Below are 16289 nucleotides of genomic sequence, written 5' to 3' on the forward strand. Positions count from 1 at the left end.
CCATGACGTCCGAACAAGGGGTCGAAGCCGATGGTCAGTCGCCCGGTAAAAGTGGTCCATCAGAAACGAACATGCTCACAGCGCTCCGGACTAGCTAGGTTCATGGCGGGTCAGCGATGTCCAGCCGGTCGTTCGAACCGGGCCACGTTCCGGGCAGTCGCCGCCCATTCCCCGGCGCAACGCAGCGATCGCCGCCTCGGTGGCCTACTGGTGAGGAGTCCCGCGGGTGAATGCCGGCAACGAGGACAACCGCATCGCAATCATCGGCATGGCCGCCCGTGTCCCCGGTGCTCGCGACGTCGACGAGTTCTGGAACAACCTTGTCAACGGCGTCGAGTCGCTCACCGAACTGAGCGACGAGGTGCTGCGCGCTGCAGGGGTGTCCGAGGAGCAAATCGCCGATCCACGCTACGTGCGGCTCGTGCCGCTGATGGGCGACATGGAGGGCTTCGACGCGGCCTACTTCAAACTGAGCCCGCGCGAGGCCGAGATATCCGATCCGCAACAGCGGATCTTCCTGGAAATTTGCAATACCGCCATTCAACACGCCGGATACGACGTGACCCGCTACACCGGCCGGGCTGGCGTTTTCGGTGGCAGTTCACCGAACCGGTACGCCACCAGCAACGTCTACAGCAACACCCAGACCACGCGGGCGGCCAGTGAGATCTCCATCGAGGTCAGCAACCAGATGGACTACCTGGCCACCCGGGTCGCGTACACGCTGGGGCTCACCGGGCCGGCAGTCTCCGTCGCGACCGCTTGTTCCACGTCTCTGGTAGCGGTGCACCTCGCGATCCGATCGTTGCTGGCCGGCGAGTGCGACATGGCGCTGGCCGGTGGAGTATCGGTGGAACTGCCGTACTACGTCGGGCGGAGGTGGACCGAGAACAGCATCTACTCGCGAGACGGGCACGTGCGCGCCTTCGACGCCGCGGCGCAGGGCACCAACTTCGGCCACGGAGCCGCGGCGGTGGTGCTGAAGCGGTACACCGTCGCCGTCGCCGACGGAGACCGGATCCACGGAGTCGTCCTGGGCAGCGCGGTGAACAACGACGGCGCCAGGCGGGTCGGGTTCACCGCGCCGGGTCTGGAGGGCCAGACAAGTCTGATTACCGCGACGCTGGCGAACGCGGGCGTCGAGGCCGCCAGCATCGGTTTGGTCGAGGCGCACGGGACGGCGACGCTCGTGGGTGACCCGATCGAAGTCGCGGCATTGTCGGAGGCGTACCGGCTCGACGGGGCGACCGGCGACCAGGTCATCCCCATCGGCTCGGTTAAGACGAATATCGGACACCTGGGGCCGGCCTCGGGGGCCGCCGGGCTGATCAAGGCGATCCGCGCCGTCGAGACAGGCCTCATCCCGCCCTCGCTGCACTTCGAGCAGCCGAATCCGAACATCCCATTCGAGCGGACCCCCTTCTACGTCAACGCCTCGCTGGCACCGTGGCCAGAGCGGGGCGGACCTCGGCGCGCCGCGGTGAGTTCGTTCGGAATCGGCGGCACCAACGCCCACCTCATCATCGAGCAGCCGCCGGCCCAGGTCGCCTCCGTGGACGACAACTCCTGGCACGTCCTCCCGCTGTCGGCCCGGTCGCCCAGTGCGCTGGCGACCATGGCTGAGGCTCTCGCGGACCGGCTCGTAGCGGGCCCACCGACCTCGCTCGCTGATGTGTCCTACACCCTCCAGATGGGACGACCAGCGCTCGCCCACCGGTCGGCGATGACGTGCCGCGACGTGACCGACGCCGTCGCGCAGCTGCGGGCCCCGATCACGAAGACCGCCCCGGTTCGGGCGAGCTACCAGCCCTCCGTGGTGTTCATGTTCCCCGGGCAGGGCGCACAATACGTCGGCATGGCCGAGGAAATCTACCGGCGCGAGCCGGTCTTCCGGGCCGCCTTCGACCAGTGCGCCGACCTGGCGCGCGAGCATCTCGGCGACGACCTACGTGAGGTGGTGTTCGCCGGCGAGCACGCCGACGGCGAAAAGCTGCGGCAGACCAGATTCACTCAACCCGCACTATTCGCCGTCGAGTACGCGCTGGCCCAACTGTGGCGGAGCCGCGGCGTGCAGCCGAGGGCGATGATCGGGCACAGCGTGGGCGAGTTCGTGGCCGCCTGCCTGGCCGAGGTGTTCAACCTCGCCGAGGCGGTCGAACTCGTGGTGGCCCGCGGCCGGCTGATGCAGGCCATGCCGCCGGGTGTCATGCTCGCCGTGCCCCTGCCGGAGGCGGACGTGCTGCCGCAGCTCGGCGCGACATCAGGCGTGGCAGCCGTGAACACATTCGATTCGTGCGTGGTGTCAGGGCCTCGCGACGAAATCGAGGCGCTCGCCGACCGGTTCGCGGAACGCGGCGTTGCCACCCAACGGCTGTGGACATCCCACGCCTTCCACTCGCCGATGATGGATCCCGTCGTCCCGGAGATCCTCGACCTGGTCTCTCGGGTCGGCCCCAAGCCTCCGACCCGGGATTTCGTTTCGACCCGCACCGGCACCTGGATCAGCGCGGAGGAGGCAATCGATCCGGACTACTGGGCCGGTCACCTACGTGACACGGTCCGCTTCGCCGAGGCCTGCGCCACCCTAGCCGACACCGACGTGATTCTGCTCGAGGTGGGCCCGCGCCACACCCTGTCGTCGTTGGCACGCCAGGTGCTCGCCGAACTGTCGAACACCGCCGCGATGGTGGTGCCCTCGCTGAGCCGGATGGACGACGGGTATGGCGACGAGCAACAGCTGGCGAAGGCATCCGCCCGGCTGTGGACCGGCGGCGTCCCACTCGAGTGGCAGCGCCTCCATCACAGCCAGCGCGGGCGGGCCACTCTACCCACCTATCCGTACGAACGGCAGCGCTTCTGGATCGACCCGGACCCGGATACCGTCGATGAGCATCGGGCAGCTGACCACGGGTCTCGGCCCACCGGCACACTGGCCCCGGCCGACTCGACGTTCGTCCCGGTCTGGCTTCGCCAACCACACTCGACGCCGATGGAGCCGGGGACCCCGGGCGAGGTATGGCTCGTGTTCAGCCCGGGCGAGGGTCCGGTAGAGGAGGCGGCCGCTCGGCTCAGCAGCGCCGGTGTGCTGGTGGTACGGGTGGCTGAGGGACGGTCATTCGGCCGAGTGGGCAATCGACGCTACCGAATCGCGCCAGGTGAACGCGCCGACTACGTGGACCTGCTCGACGAGATCAGTGAACGGTACGGGCGGCCGGCCGCCATGCTTCATGGCTGGACGGCGGGACGGGCGGCCACCGGACCGATCGACCCCGCAGTCGTCGCCGATGCGCAGGAGAGCGGCTTCCTCAGCCTGCTGTTCCTGTCGCAGGTGCTGGCTGAGCGTTGGCCGGACGAAGAAATGGACCTCCGGATCGTGACCAGCAACTGCTTCGACGTCTCTGGGGTGGAACGAGTCGAGCCAGCCAAGTCGTTGCTCGTCGGTCCGGCCATGGTCGTGCCGACCGAGCACAAGGCGCTGCGCACTCAGCTGATCGACCTGTCCAGGCCTCTTTCCGGGCCGGACAACGTGGACCTCGACGGGCTCATAGTGGAGCTGCGCACGCCAGTCACCGACCGCTTCGTCGCGCATCGCGGTCGGTTGCGTTGGACCCGTCGGTACGTGCCGGTCCAGCTCCCCATGCGGGACGCGGCCACACCCCGGATCCGACCCGGCGGCGCATACTTGATCACTGGTGGTCTCGGCGGCATTGGGCTGGCCGTCGCCAAGGAGCTGGCCGCCACCGCGCGGGCCCGGGTCGTGCTGGTCGGCCGTTCACCGCTGCCTGACCGCGCCGAGTGGGACGAGCATCTGGCGAACCACGATGACGACGACGCGACGAGCCTACGCATCCGCGGCGTACGCGACATCGAAAAGCTCGGTGGTGAGGTCATGCTCGTCACCGCGGACGTCTGCGACGAGTCCGCGATGCGCGCGGTGGTCGAGTCGGTCCACCGCCGGTTCGGCCCGATGGCCGGTGTGTTCCACGCTGCGGGGGTGCCCGGCGGTGGCCTGGTGGCGTTGCGTTCCCGGGCGCAGGCAGAGCAGGTTCTCGCACCCAAGGTGAACGGGACCCTGGTGCTGCACCGGCTACTCGGGGCCGAGGTCGAGATCTTTGTGCTCTTCTCCTCGATCATCAGTGTGACCGGCGACTTCGGCATGGTCGACTACTGCTCCGGCAACGCCTTTCTCGACGCCTTCGCCCACTTCGGCGCCGGCGACCCACAGCGAGTCCGGTCGATCAACTGGTGCGGCTGGAGTGAGGTCGGCATGGTCCGCAACACCAGGCAGGACGCCCCACAGCTGTTCCGGGACATCGAGGCGGGACTGGAGTACCAGCCGGCCAGCCACCCGCTGCTCGATCGGCGTATCACCGGCCACGGCGAGGACCTGGTATTCACCGCCACCATCGGCCCGGACTTCCACTGGGTTGTGACCGAACACCATATAGCGGGCGAAGCCGTACTACCGGGCACGGCGTACGCGGAGCTGATCCGCGCCGCGTTCGTGGCGGCGCAGGATGCCGAGCTGGTCGAGATCAGCGATCTGGTGTTCGCCAAGCCGCTGAGAATCGACGGCCGCCGAGAGCTGCGGGTGATCGGCCGGGAGCAGCAGCCCGGGGTTTTCGACGTCGAGGTGGTCAGCCGGCCGGTCGCCGACCTGGACGCCTGGCAACGGCACGCCCGCGGCCGGATCACAGCCGCGCCACGGACAACGGTGCAGCGACGCGACATGGCGGCGATCGACAACCGCTGTAACCTGCTGACCTGGCGGCCGGATCTCAACGGCACGGACAGCGGCGCGGTCGAGTTCGGGCCACGCTGGCTCAACGTCGAGTCGGTACGGATGGGTGAGGGCGAGCAACTGGTCACGATCCAGCTGCCGGCTAGGTACGAAGCGGACTGCGCGGAGTTCGTCCTGCATCCTGCGCTCCTCGACGGCGCCACCGCGCTCAGCCTCTACCTACCCGAGGTGAACCGCGGCGGAGCCAGCTACCTGCCGATCGGCTTCCGCCGAATGGTCGTCCGGGAAGCGTTGCCCTCGCGCTTCTACAGCCACCTTCGGGACCGCAGCATGCGGGAGAGCCCGTCGGGCATCTACACCTACGATGTCGAACTGCTCGACGACACCGGCCGGGTACTCGTCACCATCGACGGTTTCGCTGTCCGCAGCGTCGACATTGCGGCCGTGCGCGACGCGGTCGTCGGTGGGGAGCAGCCCGCTGCCACCGATCGGGGCGGCCCGCCGCGCACCGGCATCGGCGACTATCTCATCACCCCGGACGAAGGCATCGACCTGCTCTGGCGGATGCTCGACGACACGACGCCCAACCAGGTGGTCATCAGCCGTGAGCCCGTCGAGGACAAGCTGGCGAGAATGGCCGGCCTGGCCGCGCAGCTGGATCAGGCGAGCGCCACCGCGGGCGCCGACTCGGCCACCGCGGTAGGCCCCCTCTCCGATGCGAACGACACCGAGGCCGCGATCCTCGCCCTGTGGCAGGAGATGCTCGGCGCCAGTCACATCGGTATGGACGACGACTTCTTCGAACTGGGCGGCAACTCCCTGGTCGCGGTTCACCTCGCGGTACGGATGCGGGAGCACTTTGGCATCACCGTCTCCGGTATCACCATCCTCGAACACGCGACGATCCGGGCTCTCGCCGCAACCATCGACGACGCCATCGCCGCGGCCGGCAAGGGTCGTGACACCACCGACGAAGGAGAGCAGCGATGAAGGGCGAGCTGGTCCGCCTTGTAGCGCTGGACGGCGAGGAGGATTACGGGCTGCTGGCGGTCTGGTCCGGATCCCTGATGAGCAGTTACAGCTCCGGTACCCAGAACCCGATGACCGCAGACCAAATGCGCGCCACCTTGGACGGCCGCGCCTCGTCGTACCTGATGATCCGCAAGCTAGACGACGACCGGCCAATCGGCATGGTCAACTGGGAAACGTTGGCGCACCCGCAGTCGTACACGGTCGGTGTGGCGATCAGCGACGCTGACTTGTGGGGCGGCGGCTACGGGATGGACTCGATGCTCGTCTTGCTCGAGTACCTGTTCCACACGAAGAACGCCCACCGAGTGCACATCCAGGCTGGCGTGTTCAACAAGCAAATGATGCAGCTGCTCACCTCCGGCGTCATTGTCGTTGAAGGCGTTCTCCGTGATTACTACTACCTCGACGGCGAGTACCACGACTCGGTGATCGGCTCGATACTGCGCGACGAGTACTACCGGATGATGCCGACCATCGGCTACCCGCGCGACGCGGTCGCCGCGCAGGAAAAGCGGGAGGCGCGGGAGCTGCTCGCCGCGCACCTCACCAAGCATCCGGTCGCCCTACGCCCCATCGACGACGGTGATGTCTGTGGCTGAACCGGACGCTCCCCCGGCGAGCGGAAGCCGGCCGCCGCGACTGACGGTCGACCGGCTGCTGCTGGTCATCACCGGCGCGGCCAGCGCGGGCTTCAGCGCGTTCTGGATCAACTGGCTTCGCAGCAGCTATCCGGACCTCGAATTGAAGGTGGCAGTGACCCGCAGCGGCGAACGGTTCGTGACGGCGCAGACGTTGGGATTGCTCAGCGGCCGGCCGGTAGTCCGGGACGAGTGGCCGGACACAGCCGACCCGCAGGCGACACACGTCGTGCTGGCGGAGTGGGCGCAAGCGGTCGCCGTGTACCCGGCCAGCGCGCACTTCCTCGCACGACTCGCCCTCGGGCTGGCCGACACGCCGGTCATGCTCGCGCTCCAGTGCACCGAGGCGGTGATCGGGGTCGCCCCATCGGTGCCGCCGGGCATGTTGACCAATCCGGTGTACCAGCGACACGTAACGAGTCTCGATGCCCGGCCGAACATCACCGTCGCGCCGACGAGGGTCGGCCGCAGTGCCACGACGGGACGCTCCGGTGACGGAGTCGCAACGCCGTTGTGGACGCTGCTCGCCCGGATGGAATCCCTTCACGTGGCACCCACCACCGAGAGCGAGGTAGCCGGATGAGCTTCGGTGGGCAGCAGTACTACCTCTTTGCTGACCCGGTCTTTTTCGAGTCGCCTGGGCGCTGGGACGACGACCGTGAGGCGTTCGCCGTCAGCACGCGGTCGACACCATCGGGTTGGACCCGCAGCGAACGTGACCCCTGGATCGTGCTGCGCCCGAACGGATGCCTGCTCCCCGATCAGGGCTGGAAAATTCATGTTGCCAGCACGGTCGCCGACGCCGAGCAACTCACCGCCACGGTCTGGGACTACTGCCAGCAGAATCGGGTCGCTTTCAAGTTCCTCCGTAACCGCAACGTCCTACGGGCGCTCAGCGCCAAGTACGCACCTCGACCGAGCAGCGGCAAGCTCATGACCCTGTACCCGGAGGACGTCGAGCATCTGCGCCAAATCCTGAACGAACTCGACAAACTCGTCAGCGGGGTGGCGTCACCGTACATTCTCAGCGATCTCCGATGGCGTGAGGGTCCCCTGTACGTCCGCTACGGCGGATTCGTGGAGCGCTTCCGGGTGGCCGGAAACGGGCGGCTCGAACCGGCGATCGCCGACCCCGACGGCACACTGGTCAGCGACCGCCGCCGGCCGACTTTCACCACCCCTGCCTGGGTGACGCTCCCAGCGTTCCTGGAGGAGCAATTGGCCGCCCGCCGTGTCGCCAGCGCCGGCCGGTTGCCGTACCAGGTGGTGAAGGCACTGCACTTTTCCAACGGAGGCGGTGTCTATCTCGGACGACACCGCGACGGGCACGAGTTGGTCCTCAAGGAGGCCCGACCGCTGGCTGGAGTCGACGCGTTCGGACAGCATGCCGTGACGCGCCTGCGCCGCGAGCGGTGGGCGCTCGACCGGCTGCGCGGCATCGCCGGGGTCCCCGCGCTGCACGACTACTTCACCGCAGGCGACCACGAGTTCCTCGCCGAGGAGTACATCGCCGGCCCAACGCTCTACCAGTGGCAGGGCAGCCGCTATCCGTACGTCGTCTGGGAGGAGCCGGAGCAGCACCAGCTTGAGGCGTACACCCGCGAGGCACTCGCGATGTACGACCGCATCAGTACCCTCGTCGCCCACATGCACGCGCGCGGCGTCGTATTCGATGACCTACATCCCGCCAACATCATGGTCACCGACTCCCAGGAGCCATACCTGGTCGACTTTGAGGTGGCCCATGAGGCAGCCGATGTCGGAGGGCCGGCGCTGCGCGCTGCAGGATTCGCCGCACCCGACGAGGTACGAGGATTTGATCGGGACCGTCACGCCCTGGCTGCCCTCGGACTATGGCTGTTCCTGCCGCTCAACCGGATGCTGCAACTCGTGCCAGACCGGGCAGGAGAGTATCTGGACTTCGTGATCGAGCGGTTTGCGCTGCCCACGGAGTTACGGGAGTCCATCGACCACTGGTTGATCGCGCGAAAGCAGACCGCCGAGCCGGAGTCGCCCGTCGTCCGGCGTCGGGCACCGGAGTCGCTCGGGTCGCCCGTCTGGCGTGATAGCGAGGGCCCGGGCTCGGCTAGCGCGGTCCAGTCGATGGTGCGGGCCATTCTGTCCACTGCCGATCCGGAGCGGACCGACCGGCTCTTCCCGGGCGATGTGGCGCAGTTCGTCGGTAGCGGCGGCGTCGGGTTCGCCCACGGCGCAGGTGGGGTGCTCTGGGCCCTGGCCACCAGCGGCCAGGGTCGGTATCCGGATCACGAGCGGTGGTTCGCCGAGGCCGTGTGGCAGGTGCCCGACCGCGGTGGCTTCTTCGACGGCTTGCACGGTCTTGCCTATCTGGCCGACTTCTTCGACCTGCCAGAGCAGGCGGAAACGTTGCTGGCCCGCGCGACCAGCGTAGATGCCGCCGTCACCGCAGTCGGCCTCTACTCAGGTCTAGCGGGCTCGGGTATGAACCTTTTGCGCTTCGCCGAGCGCACCGGCGACACCGCCCATCGCGACGCCGGGTTACGAATCGCGGCACGGCTGGCGGCACGGCTGTCACAGGCCGCAGCGGCTCGGGCGGACCCGGCCAGAAGCGTCCAACGGCCGGACGGAGTCGGGCTGCTGCACGGCTGGACCGGTGCCGCTCTGCTGTTCATCCGCGCCCACCAGACGACCGGCGAGCCGAACTATCTCGATCATGCCGTGCAGGCGCTTACCCTCGATCTCGACGGCTGCGTCACCACACGCAATGGCAGCCTGCAGGTCGGGGAAGTCGGGGTCCGAACGTTGTGCTACCTCGACGGTGGCAGCGCGGGTCTGGCTATCGGCATCGATGAGCTACTGGACCACCGCGAGGACGACCGGCTGCGCACCGCGTTGCCCGGGCTGCTGCGCGCCTGCGCCAGCGAGGTCGTCGTCCAACCGACCCTGTTCCACGGACGCTCGGGGCTCATCGCCGCGCTCACTCGGGCCGGCGCCCGGCTGAGCACCGACTACCGGCATGTCCTGGCCCGGCACATCCACCGCCTCGCACTGCACTCCGTGTCGTACCACGGCGAACTGGCCTACCCGGGCAATCACTCGCTGCGCCTGTCCACCGATGTCGCGACCGGATCTGCCGGCGTCCTGCTGGCGCTGCACGCGGTGACCGCCGAAGAGTCATCGTTCCTGCCGTTCCTGAGTCGCCGCCGCGGCTGGTGCGGCCGAGGTAAAGGGCCAGTCCCACCAAAGCCGTCGAGGTTCTCATCGCCGACAGAGGACCTTGTCTGAGTCGCCGCCGACGACCGTCGCGCGGACCGACGACGCCAACGGAAGGGAGGTGTGTAATGGATCTGTCGACTGTTCTGGAGCTGCAGGGGCTCGAGGTCGAGGTGGACGAGGCCGCAGAGATGGCCCAGAGCGCCGCGAGCTGGAACTGCTGATCTGTACGGGTCGGGCGGTGGGGCGTGCCCCCACCGCCCACTACCCTCGGTACCGATGCCGGGACTTGTTGCAGTTATCTCTACCATGATAGGAAGCTTCCATGATCCCGACCCAGGCCGCGGACCACCGTCGCGGTCTCTGGGTGCTGGCTGCGGCGGCATTGGCGCGGGGGCCGGCCGAGGTCCTGGACTTCCTTTTGCCGCTGTGGGCCGGTGCGGCGATCGGCGCGACGGCCGGTCAGATCGGCGCGCTGGCCGCGACCGAGGCGCTGTTGTCCCTGCTGTGTCGGCCGGTCGCCGGGGTCCTGGCCGATCGCTTCGACCGGGCGCGGGTGGCCGCGGCCGGGGCTGTGCTGTTCGGACTATCGCTGTTTGGATATGCGCTCGCCAACGACCTTGGTCTGGCGTTCGGCGCTGCTGTCTGCGGCGGAATCGGTGGGGCGCTGTTCTGGGTGGCGCTGCGGGCGCGCGTTGGTGAGCATCTGCGCGACGACGCGGCGATCTACAGCCGGCTGTTGTCCGCCGAGGGAACCGGCATCTGGATCGGCTTCCTCATCGCGCTGACACTCCTCGACAACGACCGGTACCAGCTGGTCTTCGCCACCGCCGGGGTTGCCTGCCTGCTCGCCGCGGTGCTGCTCCTGTCCAGCTCGACACCGGCTGGCGGGCAGTCGCGCGCGCAGGCCGACCTGCGTCAGGTCGCCCGCCGGCTACGCCCATTACTCGTGGTGGTGGCGGTCACCGCCACCGTCGAGTTCGGAGTATCTCTGCTGCTCTTGTTGCATTTACAGCGGGGTTTTGGTCTCACCGTCGGCCAGATAAGCCTGGTGTTCCTGCCCGGCTTCGTCATCCTCACCACGCTGCCATTGCGTCTGTACGCAGTCGTACGGCGGATCGGACGCGCGGCAACCCTGACCTCCTCACTGATCGCGAGCGCCATCGTCGCCGTCGGGCTGGCCTTCGCGGCCAACCCGGTGGTCATCGGGGCGCTGTGGGCGGTGTCCGCCGTCTGCTTGGCTGCGGCGATCCCGGTGGAGCAGACCGTCGCCGCGGAGGCCTCCGACGGCAGCCTCGGGCGCGGCATGGGCATCTACCAGAGCGCGACCCTGCTCGGCGCGGTCCTCGGCCCGCTGAGTGCCGGCGCGCTCTACCAGAGCGGCGGCTGGCGCGGGGCCTGCGTCGGCGCGGCCGTCGTGCTCGTGGCGGGAGCGGCGCTCGTCCCAGCCGCACTGCGCCGCGTCGGTCTACCGGACCGGCCACCACCCCAGCCGTTGGGTGCTGCGGACCTGGTGGCGACGCCGGCGGCGGAGACCGTGCCACCGGCGCCGCCACCGCAGCGCCGCCGCTCGCCGGTCGAGCTGCGGCGTCGCTGGACCGTCCGCGCGGCCGTGTTCATCGCCGGGCAGGTGGCCTTCGCGGCGCTCGGCCACTCCTGGCTCGCCGCGGTCGCGAGCGGCCAGTACACCCTGCAGGAAGCCCTCAACGGCGACCTTGGCGACGCGCCGTGGCAGCTGGGCGCCAGCAGGATCTGGCTGATCATCTTTTTGGTCGACTCGATCTGGACCTGGACCCGCCTGGTCCGGCACCGCCGGCGCGGGCGTGAGTCACAGCCGGTGTGAGGGCGCCTACCGATGCCGGCGAGGATGTAGGCGGCAGTACAGACGTTGAATGGTCAGTTGTGTCGGGTTTGAGGGTCAGGCCGGTGTGAGTGAGGAACCCGTCGAGTCGGTGCGGTACGGGATGCTCTTGTGGCGGTGCGGATGATCGTGAGGAAATGGTCGACGCCGGTCACGGCGAGGTTGCCGACGCTGCGTTTGAGGTGGGACCACACTGCCTCGGTGGGGTTCAGGTCCGGGGCGTAGGCCGGCAACCCGATCACGGTCAGCCAGTCCCGAGCATCGATCATCTGCCGGATGGCGGCGCTGATGTGGGTATTCAGGTTGTCCCAGATCAGCACGATCGGGCCGCCGAGTTGCTGGGGGGCATCCAGCAGGCGACGTAGTCGCGTTCGCTGAAGCTGCGCTGTTTGCTCCTGCGGCCGCGATGGGTGATCGCGCGGTAGATGAACCGGGACCACTGGCCGGGCTAGTAACAGGTCAGCCCGGCGATCGACACGCGGCCGGAGCCCTTGCTCGAAACCGGGACCGGGACCACAGGGGTGTCCGCGTCGTCCCAGGACACATGAACCTGCCTGACTTTCGGCTCTGTCTCACATTCGGTTTGCGCCGTGAGGTGCCGTTGGTTCGAGTGGAGGTGAGAGACCACCACCTTCGGCTGTCGCAGCGGGTTGATGTAGCTGGGGGCAGCCTGATCCGGGTGGTGCCGGGGAGGGTGGGAGCAGCCCTGACAACGCCGGGACGTGCCAGTACTGCCAGATGGGCGGGTGATCGCGGCCTCGTCTCGTTCGACCGCACGATGTGCAGGAACCTGCACCGACCAACTCAACCGATACATGATGTTCGCCATACCACGCAGCGTGTACCGGGTGCGGAACATCCGAGCGATCAACTCCGACAGCCGCGCCAAAGTCCACCGCTGATCACTACCGAACCCGTGCGGCGCCGGGCCCTGTTCCAGGGCGTCGGCCAGCCGCCACAGCTGGGCCTCATCCTGGCGACACCGAGATCCTGGCGACACCGAGACACGCCCGGCCCCTTCGAGGCGAGGGCCTGCTCACCACCGGCCCGCCACCCGTATACGGCGGTCTGCGACACCCAAGCCGGCGGGGCGATCTCCGACACCGACACATCCTCGGCGAACCACCGGCCGCCTGCCACCACACCGCCTCACGCTTCGCCCGCCCCCACGCGAACCCACCTCCATCGGGCACCTCATCACCCCGACCTACAACGATCACCAGCAAAGATCATGCCGACACACCGACACACAATGGATGAACCCGGCCATTCGAGGTCTGCAGTTCGTTCACATAGAGTCGGGCAACAGTCCCAGCGAGATGGCCACGCGAGTCAAACCCGCTTTGTTAGCTATCCCGACTTTCTGCCGCACCCGGTGTATATAGGTGTCCACCGTCGCCTTTGACAAACCCAACCTTGTGCCGATCTGTTTGTGGGTCAGCCCCTGAGCCACCAGTCCGAGTACGTCACGCTCACGAGGCGTAAGCAGATGCGGCGCATTCGCCGATGTAGTCGACTTTCCGTCTAGATCCCACAGGAGAGCGTCTCCGATGTCGCCCCCGAAGTACAGATCGCCTGCAGCAACCGCAGCGATTGCCGCACGAAGTCTGGGTACGCAGGCGGCTTTCCCGATGTATCCCCGCGCGCCACCGCGAACCGCGAACCGCACATTTGCGGAACGCAGCGACCCAGTCATCACCAATAGCGACATCCGCTCGGACAAGTCATCGAATGGCACCGCACTGGCCGTGAATGGATCTGCGATGATCACTACATGCCCATCCGGTGGAGCCGTTTTCAGGGCGCTTGCCAATGAGGCAAAGCTCCCCAAGAATTCGTTACCATAAATCTCCAATAGCACCTCGGTCACACCACGAAAAGCGACCGACCCATCATCCACCAACGCTATCGCAACCTTCATTTATCCCCCGTTATAGTCGCCATTAACCACTGATGACGAAAAGTCAACCCCTCCGTACACGACCGCCCGGGCGTAACCCCCCAGAGGACCTAGGCATCGAACAATCATCCACTCGAATGTTGTGAGTGTGACAGGATCACCTGTATTGCGATCTCGGCGTAGGGCGCCTGTGCATTGTTGACCGCCTTGCGGGGCCGGAACTCCTTCCGCTGCACTTGTCCCACCTCACTGCTGGCCCGAATGCCAAATGCACCCCGATGGTCCTGGTCCTGTTGTTGGCTAACCAAAAGGGCGCCGCGTAAATCGATACCTAGAATCATCACAGGAGATGCCATAGCAGTGCCGCACACGGCCTCCTGTGTCGGTGTTGCTCCTGATGCAGCCATCCCAGCTGATTCGACCAGCGAATCTGCGCCGAGGCCGGGTTGGTCGTCCAGATATCCCAGGGCCTGGCGGCGCAGGTCTTGGAGTATAGGTTGTAGAAGTACGCCGTTGCCTTGGTGGTCACCTTGCCGCACAGAGCGCTAAAGTCCCAGTACGCAAAGTAGCGGGCAACCACAGGGGTATCGCCTGTCGTTACTCCGAGCTGTAGGTGATTCGCACCGCTCCGATCCGCTACGACGTCCTGCATTGAAATGATGTCGAAGGTAGCCGACAGTCGGTCGATCTGCAGGTCGATGATCACCGGAGTGCTCCCCGTCTCGCGCGGCAATCTTGGCCGAGCTGCATTGTAGCGGTGATCTTCATTGTGCGTTTTCCCGACGGCACGAAATGCTACAGACCACCCCTAGCACCCTGAGCGCGATACAACCGTCAAACCGGGCGCCGTGAGCGGTCGCCATGGTGCAACCGCCCCAGTCAGGGCTATTGCGTTCTGGGAAAGCCCCGTTACCTTGTTGATCGTCCCCGGCCGGGGACCCTCGGTTGCCCGGCCCGGTATGACTTTCTGCCCCTGTCGTTTGGATGATTCGGGGGTGTTGTCGCCGGGTCGGGTGGCGTCGGTGGACCGCTGATAGGGACACGGCCACCCGTGTTGGGGTAGGTCTCTTCGTAACGTGGCTGCCGGCAGTCCGACGCCCTGACTGCGGCCGAGGCCACGATCCGATACGTGGAGGCGGGTGCGGTGCACGACGGATACGGCGTCTACCTGGGCTTGGACGTCGGTAAGGGTGATCATCACGCGGTCGGGTTGGCCCCGGAGGGCAGACGGCTGCATGACGCGGCGTTGCCGAACACCGAGGCCCGGCTGCGGCAGCTGTTTGACAAGCTGGCCCGCCACGGTCGGGTGCTGGTCGTGGTTGACCAGCCCGCCTCGATCGGCGCCCTGCCGGTCGCGGTCGCCCGGGCGTGCGGTCATCAGGTGGCCTACCTGTCCGGCCTGGCCATGCGACGCATCGCTGACCTGCACCCCGGTAGCGCGAAGACCGACGCCCGCGACGCCTACGTCATCGCTGACGCGGCCCGCACTCTGCCCCACACCCTGCGGCGGGTCGACACCGGCGACGAGGCCCTCGCCGAGTTGGAGGTCCTGGTCGGCTTCGACGACGACCTCGCTGGCGAGGCCACCCGGGTGTCCAACCGGATCCGGGGTCTGCTGACACAGATTCACCCTGCGCTGGAACGGGTCCTCGGCCCGAAAGTGCACCACAAGGCCGTGTTGGAGCTGCTGTCGCGCTGCGGTGGACCGGCCGGTCTACGCAAGGCCGGCCGCCGCAAACTGCTGTCCATCGCCGTCGCCCACGCGCCCCGCATGGGTCAACGGCTCGTCGCCCAGATCATGACCGCCCTCGACGAACAGAGCGTCACCGTTCCCGGCACCCAGGCCGCGGAGACGATCCTGCCTCGTCTCGCCGACAGCCTCCGCGACGTCCTACGCCAGCGCGACCAGGTCGCCACACAGGTCGAGGGGATGCTTGATGCACACCCTCTTGCCCCGGTCCTGACCTCGATGCCCGGCATCGGTGTCAGGACCGCCGCCCGGATCCTGCTCGAAGTCGGCGACGGCACCGCCTTCGCCACCCCTGGCCACCTCGCCGCCTACGCCGGCCTCGCCCCCGTCACCCGACGCTCCGGCAGCAGCATCCGCGGCGAACACCCACCCCGAGGCGGCAACAAACACCTCAAACGCGCGCTCTTCCTCGCCGCGTTCGCATCCCTGGCCGACCCCGTCAGCCGCGCCTACTACGACCGCAAACGCGCCGAAGGCAAACGCCACAACGCCGCCCTCATCTACCTCGCCCGACGCCGCTGCGACGTCCTGTTCGCCATGCTCCACGACAAGATCCCCTACCAACCACGACCAACAAGCCCCATCCCCACTTGACCAAACCCATAGGGACACCCCCCGCCGGCCTGACCCTCTACGCCATACTCCGTGAACTGCAAGCCCTCCTGACCAGGCTGATCGACGCGTGCCCCACCTGCAAAACCCGCTTCCCCACAGAACGAGAGTGGAATGGGGCGAGGACGCTGGGTCGGCTGCTGGAGTTCGGGCCGATCAACGCCTCGGCGGTGGCGGCGTGGGCGTACTTGCGGGCGGTTCTGACGTTCATGTCGAGGCGGCGGGCGGTTGCTTTGATCGACAGTCCTTCGGCTCGTAGGGCGTGCACGGCGGCGTGGCGTTGGCGGGTGTTCGCCGCCCGTCGTCCCGCTGCGACGGGCTCGTTGGGCGGTGCGGCCAGGGCAGATGGTGGTTCGGTGTGGGTGCGTAGGCATCGGCGGTGCCCGCGGATGACTTTCTCGACGGTGTCGCTGAGGTTCTTCAGCAGGTGCCACCGGTCGGCGACCTGGATCGCGTCAGGTGCCCCCTTTGCGGGCGCCGTCGGCATAGCTGCCGCCTCGATCGCGGCAGATGATCTGAACGCCGTGGAGGCCGGGCATGGACCCGCGGGCGTCGTCGCCGTG

General features: G+C 67.4%; 11 protein-coding genes and 1 pseudogene. 7 read left to right on the forward strand and 5 right to left on the reverse strand.

Going from position 1 to position 16289, the window contains the following annotated elements:
- Positions 1 to 226: 226 nt before the first annotated feature.
- The 6 genes from SALPAC3_RS0111255 to SALPAC3_RS0111280 all read left to right on the forward strand — a co-directional run bounded on the left by SALPAC3_RS0111255 (position 227) and on the right by SALPAC3_RS0111280 (position 11446).
- Positions 227 to 5731 carry a type I polyketide synthase gene (locus tag SALPAC3_RS0111255; protein ID WP_018221345.1) on the forward strand — a complete coding sequence of 1835 codons (5505 nt, stop codon included), beginning with the start codon at positions 227 to 229 and terminating at the stop codon, positions 5729 to 5731.
- Positions 5728 to 6372 carry a GNAT family N-acetyltransferase gene (locus SALPAC3_RS0111260; RefSeq protein ID WP_018221346.1) on the forward strand — a complete coding sequence of 215 codons (645 nt, stop codon included), beginning with the start codon at positions 5728 to 5730 and terminating at the stop codon, positions 6370 to 6372. The genes SALPAC3_RS0111255 and SALPAC3_RS0111260 overlap by 4 nt, the downstream gene beginning before the upstream one ends.
- Positions 6359 to 6994: a flavoprotein gene (locus tag SALPAC3_RS0111265; protein ID WP_232430493.1), complete on the forward strand. Its 636-nt coding sequence runs from the start codon at positions 6359 to 6361 to the stop codon at positions 6992 to 6994. Before SALPAC3_RS0111260 ends, SALPAC3_RS0111265 begins: the two co-directional genes overlap by 14 nt.
- Entirely contained in the window at positions 6991 to 9675 is a 2685-nt protein-coding gene (lanKC, locus tag SALPAC3_RS0111270; protein WP_018221348.1) for a class III lanthionine synthetase LanKC, read from the forward strand. Before SALPAC3_RS0111265 ends, lanKC begins: the two co-directional genes overlap by 4 nt.
- Before the next feature lie 56 nt (positions 9676 to 9731).
- Complete coding sequence (locus SALPAC3_RS27735) at positions 9732 to 9827, forward strand: class III lanthipeptide (protein WP_018221349.1); 96 nt, start codon at positions 9732 to 9734, stop codon at positions 9825 to 9827.
- Positions 9828 to 9928: 101 nt separating this feature from the next.
- The gene (locus SALPAC3_RS0111280) at positions 9929 to 11446 is read left to right on the forward strand and encodes an MFS transporter (RefSeq protein ID WP_018221350.1); all 1518 of its coding nucleotides are present in this window, start codon (positions 9929 to 9931) and stop codon (positions 11444 to 11446) included.
- 53 nt (positions 11447 to 11499) lie between these two features.
- Here SALPAC3_RS0111280 and SALPAC3_RS28715 read toward each other — a convergent pair whose 3' ends face one another.
- The 4 genes from SALPAC3_RS28715 to SALPAC3_RS0111295 all read right to left on the reverse strand — a co-directional run bounded on the left by SALPAC3_RS28715 (position 11500) and on the right by SALPAC3_RS0111295 (position 14070).
- Positions 11500 to 11904 carry a transposase gene (locus tag SALPAC3_RS28715; RefSeq protein WP_408640401.1) on the reverse strand — a complete coding sequence of 135 codons (405 nt, stop codon included), beginning with the start codon at positions 11902 to 11904 and terminating at the stop codon, positions 11500 to 11502.
- Between the two features lie 8 nt (positions 11905 to 11912).
- The gene (locus tag SALPAC3_RS29395) at positions 11913 to 12464 is read right to left on the reverse strand and encodes a helix-turn-helix domain-containing protein (protein WP_198290348.1); all 552 of its coding nucleotides are present in this window, start codon (positions 12462 to 12464) and stop codon (positions 11913 to 11915) included.
- 288 nt (positions 12465 to 12752) lie between these two features.
- A complete protein-coding gene (locus SALPAC3_RS26985; protein ID WP_080635158.1) occupies positions 12753 to 13385 on the reverse strand; it encodes a response regulator transcription factor in 633 nt (210 codons plus the stop codon).
- Positions 13386 to 13704: 319 nt separating this feature from the next.
- Positions 13705 to 14070: a hypothetical protein gene (locus SALPAC3_RS0111295; RefSeq protein ID WP_018221351.1), complete on the reverse strand. Its 366-nt coding sequence runs from the start codon at positions 14068 to 14070 to the stop codon at positions 13705 to 13707.
- A gap of 423 nt (positions 14071 to 14493) precedes the next feature.
- On the opposite strand from SALPAC3_RS0111295, the gene SALPAC3_RS0111300 reads away from it, so the two are divergent.
- Positions 14494 to 15708 (forward strand): IS110 family RNA-guided transposase, encoded by a 1215-nt coding sequence (locus tag SALPAC3_RS0111300; protein WP_018221352.1) that lies wholly within the window; start codon positions 14494 to 14496, stop codon positions 15706 to 15708.
- 124 nt (positions 15709 to 15832) lie between these two features.
- On the opposite strand, the pseudogene SALPAC3_RS29400 reads toward SALPAC3_RS0111300, so the two are convergent.
- Positions 15833 to 16250 (reverse strand): annotated as a pseudogene (locus tag SALPAC3_RS29400) (transposase); the annotation flags it as partial.
- Positions 16251 to 16289 lie beyond the last annotated feature (39 nt).

It is taken from the genome of Salinispora pacifica DSM 45544 (genome assembly GCF_000378845.1).
Taxonomy (GTDB): Bacteria; Actinomycetota; Actinomycetes; order Mycobacteriales; family Micromonosporaceae; genus Micromonospora; species Micromonospora pacifica.